Raw genomic sequence first — 17,335 nt, forward strand, 5'->3', positions numbered from 1 at the left:
ACTAGAACCTTGATTCAATTTCACAGAATTCATCGTGCTTCCACCGATGTAATAGCTCTCAACAAATAATGTCAAGTTTACTATTTTTCCAGTAGCACATGGATTCGTTGGATTCAATGTTGCATTAGTGTCATCACAGTCATCATTGGTTGTTGAATAACCAGTTGGTGTTGTTAAACCTGAACAAACAGATGCTGTAGCTGAACTACCATAAGTATCGCCATCGGCATCTACATAGAAAGTAGCGAATTGATAGATATTGATATTGGTATCATTGCAATCAGTATTTGTAGCAGAATAACCTGCCACAGGTGGTGTCGTTGCATTTACAGCACATAATGATGTGGTTGTAGTTCCTGTTCCGTATCCATCGCCATCGCCATCCGTATAGAATGGGTATGAAGCATGTTTGGTAATATCGCCGTCATTACAATCTGTATTATCAGTTACGAATCCTGATGGAGCGCCTGTACAAGTGGTTTGACTAACCGCCGGATTTCCATAAGTATCAGTATCTACATCTGCGTAATAAGTAACATTAGCAGCAATACCTGTAATAAAAACAATGTTATTGGATTCTACAACCAAAGAAGATGATGCATCAGCACGTTCTACCAAAGTAATTGTCAATAATTGAAAATTAGCAGATAATGGTAATGGGATAACAAAAGTAGCAGCACCAGTACCATCTGCAACAGTGGTCAAAATGTTTTGTGTAGTACCACCATTGATGTCATAGTATATTCTTGAAGCTACATTTGGAGTCAATCCACTCACATCAAAAGTACCATTAGCACCATCACAAACGGTAGCACCACTATAAGAAACAGAATCAAAAGTTGGTGGTGAAGCTATTGTAGTTACATGAATGACATTCGAATTTCCAGAGGTACTGTTAGTGCTAAACGCTCTAACTCGGTAATGATACTGTGTTAATTCTGCTAATCCGCTTACTAATTGAGACAATCCGTTTACTGATAAACCTTCGTATACTGTAAAACTTGGTGGTCTTCCTGTAACAATAATCGAATCGATACCGCTAGTTCCTGTTCCTGCAACAGTGGCTCCAGATACATTCGTATTGGATGTCATAATCCATCGCAATCTTACTGAAGTTTTATTATCGCAAGCAGCAGGTAAAGCTATGTCGCTTAAAACACCTGTTGTCCAGTTATTACCAACAGTTATAGTTGCTCCTGAAACATCGAACCAATTTGCTCCTGCATTCACACTATACTGCACTTTAAAATCTCTTGGTCCGGTTCCTGAAGAACGTTGTGCGGAAGATAATTTAAGATCAGAATATCCAGCAGTAGAGATATCAATTTGCCAATACTTTGTTCCGCTTCCTGAATCCCAAGTGGCTCCTGAAGCAGCGCTAGTTGTACTTGAAGAAATTGGTACATAGGTAATCGTTCCAACACCTCCTACTGTGGTTAATACTTTTCCGTTATTGGCTGAAATACCAGCATCGATTACCGCATCGTCAACAGCATTTGGAAAACTCCAATTGGCTACTGTAGTTAGTGCACCTAAGAAATTAGGGTTTGTACTTACATCTAATAAATACGATTCAGCACCAGGAACTGATTCCCAATTGGCGGTAAAACTATTACCTGTAATTGAAGTAGCCGCCGTAGCAACAGGTCCTGTAGTAAATCCTAAAGTGGTGAATGAAGATGAGCTTCCATAAGCAATTCCTGCTGCAGAAGCATCGGTAGCGTAGGCTCTTACATAATATAAAGTATTCGGTGATAAAGTGGTCAACGCTATAGGGAAACTACCTACTATTTGTGTAGCACTTGAAAAATCACTAAAAATACTATACTCTATTCCAGTTGCAGTAACAGCTGAACATCCTGCAACTGCCGTGCCTGCAATGGTAGCACCAACGGTAGTAATACTAGAAATCGCTCCTGTAGTTACTGTTACCGGTGTATTAATTCCAGTTCCTGTAGCAGTCACATTGAAAGCACTAGCTAAACCACCACCAGTAATGGCAACTGTACCACTAAAAGCACCTGTTGCACTTGGAGTAAGTTTTACCCAAACAACTTTACTTGTCATTGTTGGATTGGTATGAGAAACTGACAAAGGATTTGAATAGGTACCGTTTTGAGAAGTTGAAAAAGACAATTCTCCAGAAGAAGAAGCTACCGATAAATCAGAAGCATCTAAATAAAAGCCATTCAAGGTAAAACTCGTCGTGCCAAAATTATTGGTTCCAGTAGTACATACATTTCCAAAAGATGGCGCTGCACTAGTTAATGCTAAATTTGGATTTAAATCTTCTAAAGTAGCAATGGTTGTACTTGGACCAAAAGCGGTTTCCACTCCAGCACCATTTCTAGCTTTTATATCAAAGGTATAAGAAGTATTACTTGTCAAACCAGTCACAGTCAATGTTGTTAAAGAATTTTCCCATTGAGCAGCAGTTTGCCATACCGGATTAACCCCCAAAGTATTGTTGGCTTGCAAATAATAGGTATTGGCACCACTTACAACCCGAATTACAAATTGTGTATAAAAGTAATTCGGACTGGAAACTTCGTAGACAAATAGAACTAAAGATGAAGTTGTTTCGCCCGATAAAAAAGGAACAGTTACAGGAGTTGAAGCTGCCGTATAAAACGTTGCTACACTACCATATGAAGTCCCTTGAAGATTTGTTGCATATGCGTTATAATAATATTGAGTATCTCTTTGCAATACTCCTGATGGAACTGAAAAAGCGCCTGTTCCTGTTGAAGGGCTGCCATTAGCAATATTAGTTACACCAAATCCACCAATAGTCGGATTAGTATTGGCAGTAGGTACTGAAAATACTACTCCATTACCTGTTATTTGAGAACCAGCCGTTACGTTACCGCCTAGTGTGGCAGACAAATCATTAATTACTGCTGGTGGCGACGTCGTTGTTACTGTTGGTGGAGGAACCACCACTGTACCATAAATCGTCACGTCATCAATTCTAAACGTACCACTAGCAGCTGCAGCTCCTGCAACTAAATCTGAACGTTGATTTCCGTAAGGATACAATCTGAAGGTAATCGTTCCTGAAATCGGCGTGTTAAAATCCGTAAAATCCCAAGTCAATGTCGTAGCAGTTGTTGTAGTTAAAGCGGCATTACTCATCGAAGTTGATGTAGCAAACCCATCAGTACTGTAACGCACCTCCAATTGGTTTGGTGCAGTTCCACTACCAGAACGTAAGAAGGATAGTTTTGTTAGATTTAATCTATATCCGGTGGCAGCCGTAGCCGAAAATTCAATATAAGAAGTGTTTACTATACTAGACGTAACATTTAAAGTAGTTGAACTAAAGAAATTATTTAAATTAGAACAAGTTACTGTAGAACGTGTTGCCGCTGCACCAGTTGTATTTGCAGCAACTGTAGCCACATTTCCTTGTGTAGGGCAAGCCGAAGTTCCTGTGAATTGGTTCAAGTATAATGCAGTTTCTACGGTTCTAGTTTGAGCTACATCGGGTGCCGCTGCATAATTACTATTACCCGCTTGTTTAGCAGTAATTGTTACCGGACCTGAACCAACGACCGTCAATACATTCCCAGAAATGGTCGCTACATTCGTATCAGAACTTTCAAAAGTTACTGTCAATGCAGAAGAAGCCACGGCTGTTAAAGTAACTGTACCTGTCAAAGTATTTAAGGAAGGAATTGTATTAAATGTAATGGTTTGCGTCAATGCAGTAATTGTTGCATTGGCAACTGTTGGTTGTGAAAATGTATAATTTCCCGCTTTGGTCCCAGTAATAGAATACCCGGTTACAGTAACCGCTTGTGTACCTACATTCGATGTTGCGAAGTTTGCTACTGGCGTTCCTGCGATTGTTATGTTAGCTCCATCGCCATTGATAGGTGCCGGTGATAAAACTGGTGTACCTGTTAAAGTTGCGGTTGTTGTACCATCATAAGGTTTGTCTAATGCAGAAATACCATTTAATGTAATTGCTAATGGTGTTACAGTCAGGCTTTGTGTTTTATTGATTGCCGGATTGTGCGTAACATCGCCTGCTTGTGAAGCGGTAATGATAGTCGTTCCTGCTCCTACAATAACAGCTGTACTTCCAGAAATTGTTGCGACATTAGTATTCGAACTTATATATGTTATTGGATTACCACCCGGGTTATCCGATGTAGCCAACAAAGACACGCTTGTTGTGCCATAAGGAACCGAACTTAAAGCAGGGAAAGTAATCACTTGATCAATCAATGCCGAAGGATTAATGGTTGCATTCGCCACGGTCGGTTGACTTAGACTGTAGTTCGCAGCTTTAGTACCGCTGATAGAATATCCGGTAACCGTTACTGGCCATGTCCCTACCGCAGCTGAAGAAAAAGTCGCTGAAGGTGTTCCTCCTAGAACCACATCATCAGAAAACAAAACTCCATTTAATGTGGCTCCTCCTGTTAATGAAGCTGTATTATTACCATCAAACGTTTTATCTTGAGCTGACAATCCGGTAATCGTTAATCCTAAAGGCGTAACTGTATTACCCGAAGCAGAAGTCACAATATTAGCATTCGGTGCAGGGCTACTAGAAAGCACTACTGCATTTTGAGCATTATAACTAATAGCATTGGCATTGTTTTTTAAACGAACCAAAAAAGAAACACCACCTGCATTAGCTTCTGCGGCAGTATAAGTTGCTGTTGCTCCATAAGAAACTACATCATTTCTAGATACTTCAAATCCTGTTTGTGCAGTAGCTACTAAAGGATTGGTAAGTAAAGTTCCTGAAACAGGAAAAGTTTGTGAAGCCGAAGCTGTTCCATAGGTTGTTGAAAAAGCAGTTGCAGTAGCACCGCCATTGATTAAAGACGCAGAAGGTGCAATATCAGCCCAAGTATTTCCTACACGAAAAGCGTCGATAGACCCTGTAGGTGGTGTTCCTTGACGAATCGATACAGCGTTTAATGCTGTCGCATCGGTTCCTGCAGAAGTACTCTGTAATGGAGCCCCAGCTAATGCCTCTGTAGAAGCGAAAGCTGGTAACACCCATAAATCACAAGTGTCATTTGTCGTAGTACCTGTAATAAAAGTATATTTCACCACAACCATATAAGTGGTTGATAAATTATAATTGGTAGTGGCAACAACCGGCGTTCCTGCTTTACTGATACCAAATCGAATATTTGAACCACTTAGTTGTACTAAGACTCTAGCATTGAAAGTTCCTGAATTAAAATGTAAAATGTAATCATTTGAAGCAGTAGCTGCCGTGATACGAACCAAGCAGCTCATATAAACAGTTCCTGAAGTTTGTGATGTAAAAGTTCTGTTATGATCTCCCACACCAGAGGAGCTAATTGTGGCCCCACCTCCAACTCCAGAACCAGCATGGCCTGAGAAAGTCAATCCTGTAGTGGAATATTGTACATAGTTACTGGTTCCGCTATGCGCTGCCCAATTTGGCGACGCAATGGTCTGTAGATTTCCGGCAGTAGCACCATAACTAAAATCCTCTGTCAGCAACAACTGTGAATACCCTTTCCCGGATCCACAAAGCAACAGCAAAGCGACACACCAAAACATAAAAGTGTTTGCTTTCTTAAAAAGTAGCATATTTTTCATAAATAATTAAAATTGAGTTGCGACAAAAATATAGATTATTTATCTGAATGGAAGTAATTTATAGGAACTAATTGTTAATTTTTGTCAACATTTTTACTTAATCGACATAATCAGCGTTTTATCGATGGTAACGATAATTTAACACGAAAAATAAACGCGTTTGATTGTTAAAAAACAACATTATCAACAATTTAGCAACATTATAAAGTCGAAATATTAAAGAAAGTAACGCTAATTTAAGAATTCTTTACATTGTTAAAAAAGTTGTTCATACTAATATATATGCATTACATCGAAAATTGATTTCAATTCAAAATTTATTAATAATTTAGCCTGAAATTTAAAAGAAAAAATATGAAGACAAATTACAATGTATTAAAAATTGTTGCTATTGCTTTATTGTTTACTTGTAATTCTTGGGGACAAGCAACATTAGCTCAATGGAATTTTAACGGCGCAGATGCAGCTTCAATTCCTGGAGGAGGAAGTTCTCCTTTAGTTTCTGTTGGCGCTGGTACTGCAGCATTAATTGGTGGCTCTACCGGCACTTTTTCTGCTGGAAATGCTTCGGTAGGAACTACGGAAACTGAACCTACAGCTACAAATTTTGGATGGCAAACTGCAGGTTATGCACCGGCTGGAACAGATAATAAAATAAGAGGAGTTCAGTACAATGTAAGTTCAGTTGGACAAGCTGGTATTGTTTTAAAATTTGAACAACGTTTAAGCAACAGTGCAAGTAATACTTATGTAGTATTTTATACTGCTGACAGAACTGCTGCTACTCCAGTATGGGTTGAAGCTCAAACTTTTACATTTACACCAGCTGCAACAGGAACTGGCGACACATGGTATAACGGAAGAACTGTTGATGTTTCCTCTATAACTTCTTTAGATAACAATCCGAATGTGGCTTTCAAAATCGTAAGTGCGTTTGATCCTATCGCAGGAGATTATGTGGCGGCTAGATCTAGTAATGTATATTCTGCTGGAACGGGAGGAACTGTTCGTTATGATATGGTAACAATAACAAGCAATGTGACATTAGGCGTTTCTCAATTTGAAGCGAATAAAAACGAATTCAAAATCTATCCAAACCCTGCTAATAAAGAAATCGTAACGTTCAATCAAACACAAGATATTGAAGTCTTTGATACTTTAGGAAAATTGGTTTTGAAAGCTAAAAACACGAATACTATCGATACTAAATCATTCCATTCAGGAGTTTATTTCATTAGAACCGGCTCTGGTTTGACTAGAAAATTAGTTGTAAGATAAACTTTCAATTATATATTAATAAAAAGGCACTTCTCAACAAAGTGCCTTTTTTATTTTAAAGATTTTAGTATTTAAATTTGCGCCTCTGCGTCTTTGCGAGAAGTATTAATCTCGCAAATACGCAGAGACGCAAAGTCACAAATGAAAGACAACAATTATTTCGTCTTAAAACATCTCCATAATCGCCTGAAACAAAGTCTCGTTTTTCAACGGTTTTGAAATGTAAAAATTCATCCCAATTTCTTTCACGCGGATTTTTGTCGTTTCCATAACATCGGCCGTTACGGCTATAATCGGAATATTTTTGTAGGCTTCTCCGGCTTCACCATTTCGAATGGCAATCGTCGCTTCATAACCATCCATAACTGGCATTTGCAAATCCATTAGAATAATATCAAAATGTTGTTGTTGCAATGCATCTAGTCCTTCTTGTCCATTGTTGGCAAATACCACGCTCGTGTTGAGCCATTTTTTGATAATCATTTTAATCACCATTTGATTAATAGCATTATCTTCTACTACTAAAATCGATTTTCCTTGCAAATCAAAAATAGTCGTATCAGCAACTACGGTTTCTTTTTTCTCAGGAACGACTACATCAAAATCGATCATAATTTTACAAGTCGTTCCAATGTTTTCAACGCTGTCGAATGTAATGGTTCCGTTTTGCATATCGACCAAAGTCTTTACGATGAATAGCCCGAGCCCGAGTCCACCGAATTTTCGTTTGTTGTCAATCGAATTTTGAGAAAACGAATCAAAAATACTGTTCATTTTTTCTTTTGGAATACCAACGCCCGAATCCGAAATCGTCAAAATCAAAGTCGCTCGGTCTTTTGATTTGATTTTTGCATCGATATTAAACTTCACAAAACCATGCGCCGTAAATTTAATCGCATTGCTCAATACATTATTAACAATCTGCACCAACCGCGTCACATCGCCCATCATATGCTCTGGAATATGATCAGCTTTCGAAAATTCGAACTCCAATCCTTGATCTTTCGCTCTGTTAACGGCGTTATTTTTTAAATGTTCCAATACTTTAACAGGTTCGAAATGCACACGTTCTAATTGTAATTCTCCTTTTTCAATTTTCGAAAAATCGAGAATATCATTCACCGAACTCAACAAACTATGCGATGAATACTTAATAATCTGACAGTTTTGTTTTAGTTTTTCATCGGCTACTTCTTTCGAAATAGCGTCGGTCAAATTTAAAATAGCATTTAATGGTGTGCGCAATTCATGACTGATGTTCGATAGAAAGTACGATTTCATATCATTCATTTCACCTAGACGAATCAAAGCCAATTGATTGAGTTGCTCTTTTTCATTTTTAAGATCTCGAATCAAATTCCCCATCGACAACGATAAGAAAATGATTTCTAAACCGGTTCCAAACTTCGAACTGTTTTGTGTGAAAAACGTATTGGGTACTTGTCCAAAATTATTCAAAATGAAGATCCCAAAGCCCAGAATCAGAAACAGAATACCAATACTAAAAAAAGCATCTATTGGCTTTCGATGCACATACAAATAAATCACCGAAGTGATGATTAAAATCAGAATCAACAGCCCAAGTACATTCGCCAAAGGATAACAAATTGCAAAAAGTGACGGAACAAAAATTATCGTCAATATGACTAAGAAAGCCAATGCATACAGCACATTAAACAAAACATAAATCAGGCGATTGTATTCTTTGATTTTTAAAAAAACTTCGCTGTATTTCCCCAATAAAATGCCCGCAATCATCGCAAATAATAACACCGCATGCAACGAAAACCAACCACTATTAGGCGTTACGATTTGATAGAAATAACCATCCAAAGCAAACTGCATTAAGCCAATAAACACAACATACAAACTATAGTATAGGAACGTTTTCTCTTTCAAACCAAAGAAAAAGAACAGGTAAAGAATCGCCGCCGTAGTTAGAATTCCGTAAAAAATTCCGAAGACCAATTGCTCATTGGCTGCCATTTCGATGAAGCTTTCTGAAGAACGAAGCATCATCGGTATTTTAATCACTTCGCCATCACTTTTGAGATGAAAAAACAACGTGATTTTTTCTTTCGGTTCTAAATCAATTTTAAAAACGGTTTTGCGATCTTGAAAACTTCTTTGAGAAAACCGCAATTGGTCACCACTGATTGATTTTGTAATTTTTCCAATGGAATCAATCGCATACATTTCAACCAAATCCGTTATTGGTCGAGCGGTTTCTAAATAATAATGCAAGTCCTTTGATGTCGCATTATCCAATTGCAATTTCGCCCAAAAATGATGATCTGTAAACCCCAAATCATCGTTTTCGGTTTTTAATGTCCATGATCGCAGTTTTGAATAATTCGCTTGAATGAATTCGATGTTGAATTGCTGTTGACCAACATCGGCAATCGTCGTATAAGGATGTAATGAAATCGAAGAAGGAACGGGCTGTTTGAATACGTATTGTGAATATCCAGCCGTAAAAAATAAAAAATAAAAAACAATAGAATACAAAAAAGAGTTATTTTGCTTCATAATTTAAATTACAATTAGTGGTATAGGTACCCAATATACTAAAGAAATTGAATATTGGTTTTTTTTTAACTTTTGTTGATTCATTTCAATCCTTCAATAATTATAATTTAAATTAAAAAATCGAATATTTTTAACTTCAAAAAACCATGAAACTTGTCTTCGCCACCAACAACGCCAACAAAATCAAAGAAGTTCAAGCATTGCTTCCGACCAGCATTGAAATTATTTCGTTAGACAGTATTGGATGTTTCGAAGATATACCGGAAACTGCTGACACCATTGAAGGCAATGCCATTCAGAAAGCGAATTACGTTACTAAAAAATATGGTTACGATTGTTTTGCTGATGACACAGGTCTGGAAGTGGAAGCATTAAATGGAGAACCCGGCGTATATTCCGCTCGTTATGCCGGCGCACAAAGAAATGCCGATGACAATATGAATTTATTGCTCGCAAACCTTCAAAACCAAAGCAACAGAAACGCACAATTTAAAACCGTTATCGCTTTAAATCTAAACGGAAAACAACATCTTTTCACAGGAATTGCAGGAGGCAAAATCACTTTAGAAAAAATTGGTAATCAAGGTTTTGGCTACGATCCGATTTTTCAACCTGATGGTTATTCAGAAACTTTCGCACAACTTTCAATTGAGCAAAAAGGACAAATCAGCCATCGCGGAAAAGCCACTCAGCAATTGATTACATTTCTGGAATTGTTAACATAAAATTGTTCAGAAAGCAGCATTTAGTGTTCAGAAAGAACAACTAATAACACGAGATACGAATCTTTAGAAAATAAAGTATTTGGCTACTTTTTCGATTCAGATTTCACAACCGAATTATCAATTCACGACTTTATTTTACTGACCACTAAATGCTGCTTGCTGAACACTATTTCTATGTTGTTGATTTTCAATAATTAATAAAATCCTAAATCTCATTTATCCATTAGATTATTCCATTTATTCGCCCTACTTTTGCACCGAATTTAAAAATAAATAATGAACAAATTTGAACAATTAGGATTGAGTGAGTCGCTACAACGTGCGATTATCGATCTAGGATTTGAGAATCCGACCGAAGTACAGGAAAAAGCGATTCCAATGCTATTGGAACAAGACACAGATTTAGTAGCGTTAGCCCAAACAGGAACTGGGAAAACCGCTGCATTTGGTTTCCCGCTAATCCAGAAAATTGATGCTAACAACAAAAATACACAAGCATTAATTTTATCCCCAACACGTGAGCTTTGCTTACAGATTACGAATGAGATTAAAAACTATTCGAAATACGAAAAAGGTATTAATGTCGTAGCCATCTATGGTGGTGCAAGCATTACAGAACAAGCAAGAGATATCAAAAGAGGCGCTCAAATCATTGTCGCAACTCCAGGTAGAATGCAGGATATGATCAACAGAGGTTTGGTCAATATCAAACAGATTGATTATTGTGTACTAGACGAAGCAGACGAAATGCTCAACATGGGATTCTATGAAGACATCGTTTCCATCTTATCTGACACACCCGAAGAAAAAAGCACTTGGCTTTTCTCAGCGACTATGCCTGCAGAAGTAGCGCGTATCGCGAAAAAATTCATGGAAAATCCACAGGAAATTACTGTTGGAGCAAAGAACTCAGGTTCAGCAACCGTTTCCCATGAATTTTATTTAGTGAATGCAAGAGACCGTTACGAAGCGTTGAAAAGATTGGCTGATGCGAATCCAGATATCTTCTCAGTAGTATTTTGCAGAACCAAAAGAGACACCCAACAAGTCGCTGAAAAGTTGATTGAAGATGGTTACAACGCCGCAGCTTTACACGGTGATTTATCGCAAGCACAACGTGACTCGGTAATGAAATCGTTCCGTGGAAGACAAATCCAAATGTTGGTGGCTACAGATGTTGCCGCACGTGGAATTGACGTTGATAACATTACGCACGTAGTGAATTATCAATTACCGGATGAAATCGAAACTTACAACCACCGTTCAGGCCGTACAGGTCGTGCCGGAAAATTAGGAACATCAATCGTGATTGTAACTAAAAGTGAGTTGCGCAAAATTTCATCAATCGAAAGAATCATCAAACAAAAATTCGAAGAGAAAACAATCCCATCTGGAATTGAAATCTGCGAAATTCAATTGTTGCACTTAGCCACTAAAATTAAAGATACCGAAGTTGATCACGAAATCGACAACTATCTTCCAGCCATTAATAATGTACTAGAAGGTTTGTCAAAAGAAGAATTGATTAAGAAAATGGTATCGGTAGAATTCAATCGATTCATCAATTACTACAAGAAAACGCGTGATTTATCTTCTCAATCTTCCGGCAGTGATCGTCGCGAAGGTCGTGAAGACAGAGAACCAAGAGAAAGCAACGGTGGCGCAGTGCGTTACTTCGTGAATATCGGTTCGAGAGACAATTTCGATTGGATGACATTGAAAGATTACCTAAAAGAAACTTTAGAATTAGGTCGTGACGATGTATACAAAGTCGATGTTAAAGAAGGTTTCTCTTTCTTCAATACCGATCCTGAATTCACCGATAAAGTAATGGAAACATTAAACAACGTAACTTTAGAAGGAAGACGCATCAACGTAGAAATTTCTAAAAATGACGGTGGCGGAAGACGTGATCACAACGGAAGAAGTTCCGGTGGCGGTTTCGGTGGTGAAAGAAAAAGCTTCGGTGGCGGAAGAAGTTCTGGTGGTGGCGGTTTCAGAAGCGACAGAAGTTCAGCTCCAAGAAGCGGCGGATTCGGACCAAGAAAAGAAGGTGGTTTTTCAGACAGAGCACCACGTGAAGGCGGTTTTGGCGGAAGAAGCGAATCAAGAAGTTCAGCTCCACCAAGACGTGAAGGTGGATTTTCATCCGATCGCGCTCCAAGAAGATCTGACGCTCCAAGAACAGAAGGTTTCTCAGACAGAGCACCACGCCGTTCTGAAGGTTCATCGGATGCTCCAAGAGAAAGAAGACCAAGAAAAAGCTAACACCTTTTGTTAATTTTCTTATAATTATAACAAAGACTACAAAATATCATTAGCCGTTTTATTACTTTTAAACTTTTAAAACTCTCTATGCGATATTTTGTAGTCTTCCTTTTTTTATTACTTTCCCATACCACTTTTTCACAAGTATCTGCCGATGATTCGAGAGTTTCAGGAACGATTACTAACGACAATACGAATCTTCCGATTTCGAATGTCAATATCATCAATCTCAATAAAGTAATTGGCGCCGTGTCGAATGACAAAGGTTATTTCGAACTCAACGTTAGCGTCAGCGATACACTATTATTTTCATACATCGGGTTTCAATCGTTGAAAATCAGAGTCACCAACGACTGGATTAAAAACAAAACCACCAAAATTCAGATGACCGAGAAAGCCATAGCGCTCGAAGAAATCATCATCCAACCTTATTATTTAACAGGTTATCTAGAAGTCGATTCGAAACTGATTCCATCACCGAACAATTACCGTTACAGCATTTCTGGCCTGCCTCAAGGCTACGAAGCCGGAGAATATTCTCCGAATGCTTTTGGCAATATATTGGGCTCAATGTTCAATCCAGCCGACGCTTTGTATAATTTCTTCGGGAAAAAATCAAAGGAACTCAAGCGGTTGAAACAAATCAAAAAAGACGAAACTGTTCGGAATCTACTAGAATCAAAATTCGATCGCGAAACACTAGCCACACTTTTAGGCATCGATAAAAAAGAAATTGCCGAAATCTTAGACCGCTGCAATTATTCGGAATCTTTCATCAAATCGGCCAACGATCTTCAAATTATGGATGCGATTAGCGGTTGTTATGAAGAATATAAAATATTGAAGAAGAAATAGTTGCTGAGGCTCTAAGGTTCTGAGGTGCTAAGGTTAGAAGTTTTTTTAGGAGCTATTTCCCGCTATCATTCCAATCTTGTCATTGGGAGCTTGCGCGGCAATCTCCCAATGACAAGGATTTTCCCTTCTATCGGGGCTAGGGCAATCGATATCAATTCACAATCCGAATACAAAACTAACTAACTTTACGACTCAGTAATTCAGCAACTCAGTAACTTTCTCAAAAACATGGAAATCCCAACAGCAATTCGCGCCCGACAACACGAAATTACTTCTGATTATTTAAACCAACTCGACAAACATCTATTGGATATCGTAGAAGGTCGCTCCACCAAAATGTTCGAAATCCGCAATATCGCTGATGCCATGCACATCCATCCCACGCATTTAAGCAATACCATTAAACTCACCACCGGAAACCATCCGTGTTTTTACTTCGAAAACAAAATACTTGAGATTGCGAAAACGATGCTCGAAAAAAACGAAGAAAGCATCAGCAACATAGCGGCAAGATTAACTTACGATCCATCCAACTTTACCAAGTTTTTCAAAAAATTCGCCCATACTACGCCAAAGCAATACCGCGAAGATTTCTTAAACCAACAAAGGCTCGAAAAATCGGAAGTACTCACCAAAAAAACTGAAGCTCTCACCATAATAGAATAGCATAACGGTCATAACTTTGCGTCATTAATTTAATCAAAATAAAATGACACAAAATAAAATTGCATTAGTCACAGGTGGCAGTCGTGGACTAGGGAAAGACATGGCACTAGCACTTTCCAAAAAAAACATCGATGTTATTCTGACTTACAACGCCAACAAAGCGGCAGCCGATGAAGTCGTAGCCACCATCAAAGCCAACGGGCAAAAAGCAGTAGCCTTACCTTTTGATGTAGGCGCAATCAGTTCGTATCCAAGTTTTTTAAATCAAGTTTTAAATACACTTCAAGAAAACTGGAACACCAACAAATTCGATTTCCTCATCAACAATGCTGGTGTTGGAGCGACGATTCCAATGGCAGATGTTACGGAAGAAGTTTTCGATAACTTGATGAACATCCATTACAAAGGGGTTTATTTCCTAACCCAAAAATCTTTAAATCACATCAACGATAATGGCGGCGTGATTTTTATTTCATCTGGAACAACAAGGTTTTGCGTACCGGGTTATTCCGTTTATTCTTCTTTGAAAGGTGCGGTTGAAGTATTGACAAAATACGTCGCTAAAGAATACGGACATCGTGGCATTCGTTGCAATATTGTGGCACCCGGACCAATAGAAACCGATTTTAATGGCGCTACAATTCGCAACAATCCACAGATGAAAACATTTCTTTCGGGTTTAAGTCCGTTAGGTCGTGTCGGAAATGCCGATGATATCGGAAGCGTAGTTGCTTTTCTGTGCACCGATGACGCCAAATGGATTAATGGTCAACGCGTTGAAGTTTCGGGTGGAATTAACATATGAGTTACTGAGTTGCTGAGTGCCTGAGTTACTGAGCTAGCTATCAGATATATAGAAGCCTGAATTTTTCATTAAAAATTCAGGCTTCAAACTTTTATTAGGAGAACTCAGAAACTCAGGCACTCAGCTACTTATTACGCTGCGCTCCATACAATTCGCATCGTAATACTTGCTCGGGTCAGCGACTTTCCTGAAAATACCGCGCCTCAATACGTTTAATATCCTTAATAGAACTTCGAGCCCATTCGAGGCGCTTTTCTAACATTTCGTCTTCAGTCAATGACCAAGCAATATCCGATTGGTGCAATCGGCTCATCAAATTCTGAATGATAATCGCAGCAGAAACCGAAATATTCAAACTTTCGGTAAAACCCACCATCGGGATTTTCAAAAAACCATCGGCTTCTTGTAGCACAGCTTCTGAAAGACCATCACGCTCTGTTCCGAAAAATAAAGCGCAAGGTTTAGAAATATCAAAATCATCGAGCATGCAATCATTCTCATGGGGTGTCGTCGCAATGATTTGGTAGTTCTTACTTTTTAGGTTTTCAATGCAAGCCGAGATGCTTTCAAAGCGATTCACATCGACCCATTTCTGTGCACCCATCGCAATTTCCTTATCGATGCTTTTGCCGAATTTCTCTTCCACAACATTGAGTTGCTGAATACCAAAAACCTCACAACTGCGCATCACTGCACTCGTATTGTGCAATTGAAAAACATCTTCTATCGCCACGGTAAAATGGTTCGTGCGCATCGCCAATACTTTCAAAAATTTGGCTTTGCGGTTGTCGGTCAAAAAACCTTCGAGGTATTCTAAGTAAGTAAGGTCGGTCATTCGTATATAGTTTTGTCAAAAATAGTTTTTTTTTTGGATACGGCTGCGCCTCATAGACACGCTACGCTACAGACACGGCTGCGCCTTTAGACTCGCCCTGCGGGCTTTTAGATATTTACCCAGGATACATGTGTAGATTATAATGTCTAAAGGCGCAGCCGTGTCTAACAATCCAAAGCGTAGCGTGTCTAAAATCCTTATATTTATCCCATGAAAAAGAAACTCGTCATCTTATCTGGCGCCGGAATATCTGCAGAAAGCGGCATCAAAACATTTCGTGACAGCGACGGATTGTGGGAAGGCCATAACGTTATGGATGTTGCAACACCCCAAGGTTTTCAAAAAAATCCCGAATTGGTGCTCGATTTCTACAACCAACGGCGACGCCAATTGCACGAAGTAAAACCCAATCTCGGGCATCAAATCTTAGCGGAACTCGAAAGTGATTTTGATGTGCACATCATCACCCAAAACGTGGATAACCTTCACGAACAAGCAGGAAGTTCGAATGTGCTACACCTACATGGCGAATTATTCAAAGTGCGCTCGGTCAGAAACACGAACCACATTATCGATTGGGAGCATGATTTGATTCTGGGTGATGTTGACCAAAACGGGCACCAACTTCGGCCGCACATTGTTTGGTTTGGCGAACCGGTTCCGGCACTCGAACAAGCCATTCCACTAGTGCAGAAAGCGGCGATTCTGATTGTTATCGGTACTTCTTTACAGGTTTATCCAGCGGCTGGATTGCTCAATTATACGAGAGAAAATATTCCAATTTACTATATCGATCCACATCCGGCAACGATTTCGAATGCGCCTAATAATCTTAAAGTGATTGCAACTACAGGTTCTAATGGGATGAAGATTGTGGCGAAAGAACTTGCTAAACTAAAATAGATTTACACAAAAAATCAGGGCAATTCACGCTAAAGACATCAGATTATATATGAAATCATCAATCTGCGTACTGGTATTTTTAATCTCTCATTATTCCTTTGGGCAGAATGAAAAAATAAAAGATTTCGTATCCTATGCTTTCTTTGGTTACGACATTATGAATAAGCCTGAGAAAATTGAAAGTAGGTCTACACGCCCATTTGATTATGGTGCTGACCCTTATGATGAAAAAAACATCATTAAATTTAGTTCACATCCATTAGCCAAAGGCAATATTAAAGGGCAATACAACATCAAATATCTTTATGAAAAAGATTTGTTTGAAAATTATGGTGTGTACGAGCTTGATATGACTTTGGTCTTCGATAGTTACAAACCTGCTAAAGCAATGTTGGAGCAACTAAAAAAGATGTGCAGGATGAATGCCGAATTTAAAAATGAAAATCTTGGAAGGGAAAATGCGCCCAAAAGTGAGGAATGCATTTATGACTATGATGAAAAATTACAGTTGCCCAGAATTGTATTGCATTATAGCAGAGGACCGCATACAATCAGGATTCAGGTTTATACTTCTTACAATTTTAATAAGTTTAAAAAGTACACCAACAAATTGTGGTAAAGCGTAGTCAAGCCTAAACTGCATTTGGCAACGAAGCGTTCTTGTTTGCTTGTACCCTAGCCCCGATAGAAGGGAAAATCCTTGGCATTGCGTCGTAAGCATCAAACAGATTGCTTCACTTCGTTCGCAATGATAAGATTGGAATGATAGCGGGACCCGAGCTCCTAAAAGCGAATAGGCGAAGCAATCAGCTCCTAAAAATTTGAAAATCTAAAATCCGATTCCCGATAATTCTCGTTATCTTTGGGCTTTCCAAA

Annotated in this window: 11 protein-coding genes; 8 read left to right on the forward strand and 3 right to left on the reverse strand. The window is 38.7% G+C overall.

Annotated elements, in window-relative coordinates; translation table 11 throughout:
- A partial coding sequence (locus tag RMO03_RS01370; protein ID WP_309640283.1) for a YDG domain-containing protein occupies nucleotides 1-5,595 on the reverse strand: 5,595 nt, incomplete at its 3' end.
- A 354-nt stretch (nucleotides 5,596-5,949) separates the two neighbouring features.
- Here RMO03_RS01370 and RMO03_RS01375 point away from each other — a divergent pair.
- A complete protein-coding gene (locus tag RMO03_RS01375; protein ID WP_309640284.1) occupies nucleotides 5,950-6,873 on the forward strand; it encodes a T9SS type A sorting domain-containing protein in 924 nt (307 codons plus the stop codon).
- Nucleotides 6,874-7,038: 165 nt separating this feature from the next.
- On the opposite strand, the gene RMO03_RS01380 is transcribed toward RMO03_RS01375, so the two are convergent.
- Nucleotides 7,039-9,402: a 7TM diverse intracellular signaling domain-containing protein gene (locus tag RMO03_RS01380; RefSeq protein WP_309640285.1), complete on the reverse strand. Its 2,364-nt coding sequence runs from the start codon at nucleotides 9,400-9,402 to the stop codon at nucleotides 7,039-7,041.
- Nucleotides 9,403-9,548: 146 nt separating this feature from the next.
- Between RMO03_RS01380 and RMO03_RS01385 the strand changes: the two genes are divergently transcribed.
- The 5 genes from RMO03_RS01385 (at nucleotide 9,549) to RMO03_RS01405 (ending at nucleotide 14,721) form a co-directional block, all read left to right on the forward strand.
- A complete protein-coding gene (locus RMO03_RS01385; RefSeq protein WP_309640286.1) occupies nucleotides 9,549-10,127 on the forward strand; it encodes a non-canonical purine NTP diphosphatase in 579 nt (192 codons plus the stop codon).
- Between the two features lie 276 nt (nucleotides 10,128-10,403).
- The gene (locus RMO03_RS01390; protein WP_309640287.1) at nucleotides 10,404-12,395 is read left to right on the forward strand and encodes a DEAD/DEAH box helicase; all 1,992 of its coding nucleotides are present in this window, start codon (nucleotides 10,404-10,406) and stop codon (nucleotides 12,393-12,395) included.
- A gap of 87 nt (nucleotides 12,396-12,482) precedes the next feature.
- A complete protein-coding gene (locus RMO03_RS01395) occupies nucleotides 12,483-13,250 on the forward strand; it encodes a carboxypeptidase-like regulatory domain-containing protein (RefSeq protein WP_309640288.1) in 768 nt (255 codons plus the stop codon).
- A gap of 228 nt (nucleotides 13,251-13,478) precedes the next feature.
- Nucleotides 13,479-13,916 carry an AraC family transcriptional regulator gene (locus RMO03_RS01400; RefSeq protein WP_309640289.1) on the forward strand — a complete coding sequence of 146 codons (438 nt, stop codon included), beginning with the start codon at nucleotides 13,479-13,481 and terminating at the stop codon, nucleotides 13,914-13,916.
- Nucleotides 13,917-13,959: 43 nt separating this feature from the next.
- Entirely contained in the window at nucleotides 13,960-14,721 is a 762-nt protein-coding gene (locus RMO03_RS01405; RefSeq protein ID WP_309640290.1) for an SDR family oxidoreductase, read from the forward strand.
- Nucleotides 14,722-14,896: 175 nt separating this feature from the next.
- On the opposite strand, the gene RMO03_RS01410 is transcribed toward RMO03_RS01405, so the two are convergent.
- Complete coding sequence (locus RMO03_RS01410) at nucleotides 14,897-15,556, reverse strand: RNA methyltransferase (RefSeq protein WP_309640291.1); 660 nt, start codon at nucleotides 15,554-15,556, stop codon at nucleotides 14,897-14,899.
- Between the two features lie 210 nt (nucleotides 15,557-15,766).
- Here RMO03_RS01410 and RMO03_RS01415 point away from each other — a divergent pair, with 210 nt between their 5' ends.
- Nucleotides 15,767-16,459, forward strand: coding sequence for an NAD-dependent deacylase (locus tag RMO03_RS01415; RefSeq protein WP_309640292.1), 693 nt, complete (start codon nucleotides 15,767-15,769; stop codon nucleotides 16,457-16,459).
- Between the two features lie 49 nt (nucleotides 16,460-16,508).
- Nucleotides 16,509-17,078 (forward strand): hypothetical protein, encoded by a 570-nt coding sequence (locus RMO03_RS01420; protein ID WP_309640293.1) that lies wholly within the window; start codon nucleotides 16,509-16,511, stop codon nucleotides 17,076-17,078.
- The last annotated feature ends 257 nt before the right edge of the window (nucleotides 17,079-17,335 follow it).

Source organism: Flavobacterium sp., assembly GCF_031411595.1.
Classification (GTDB): domain Bacteria; phylum Bacteroidota; class Bacteroidia; order Flavobacteriales; family Flavobacteriaceae; genus Flavobacterium.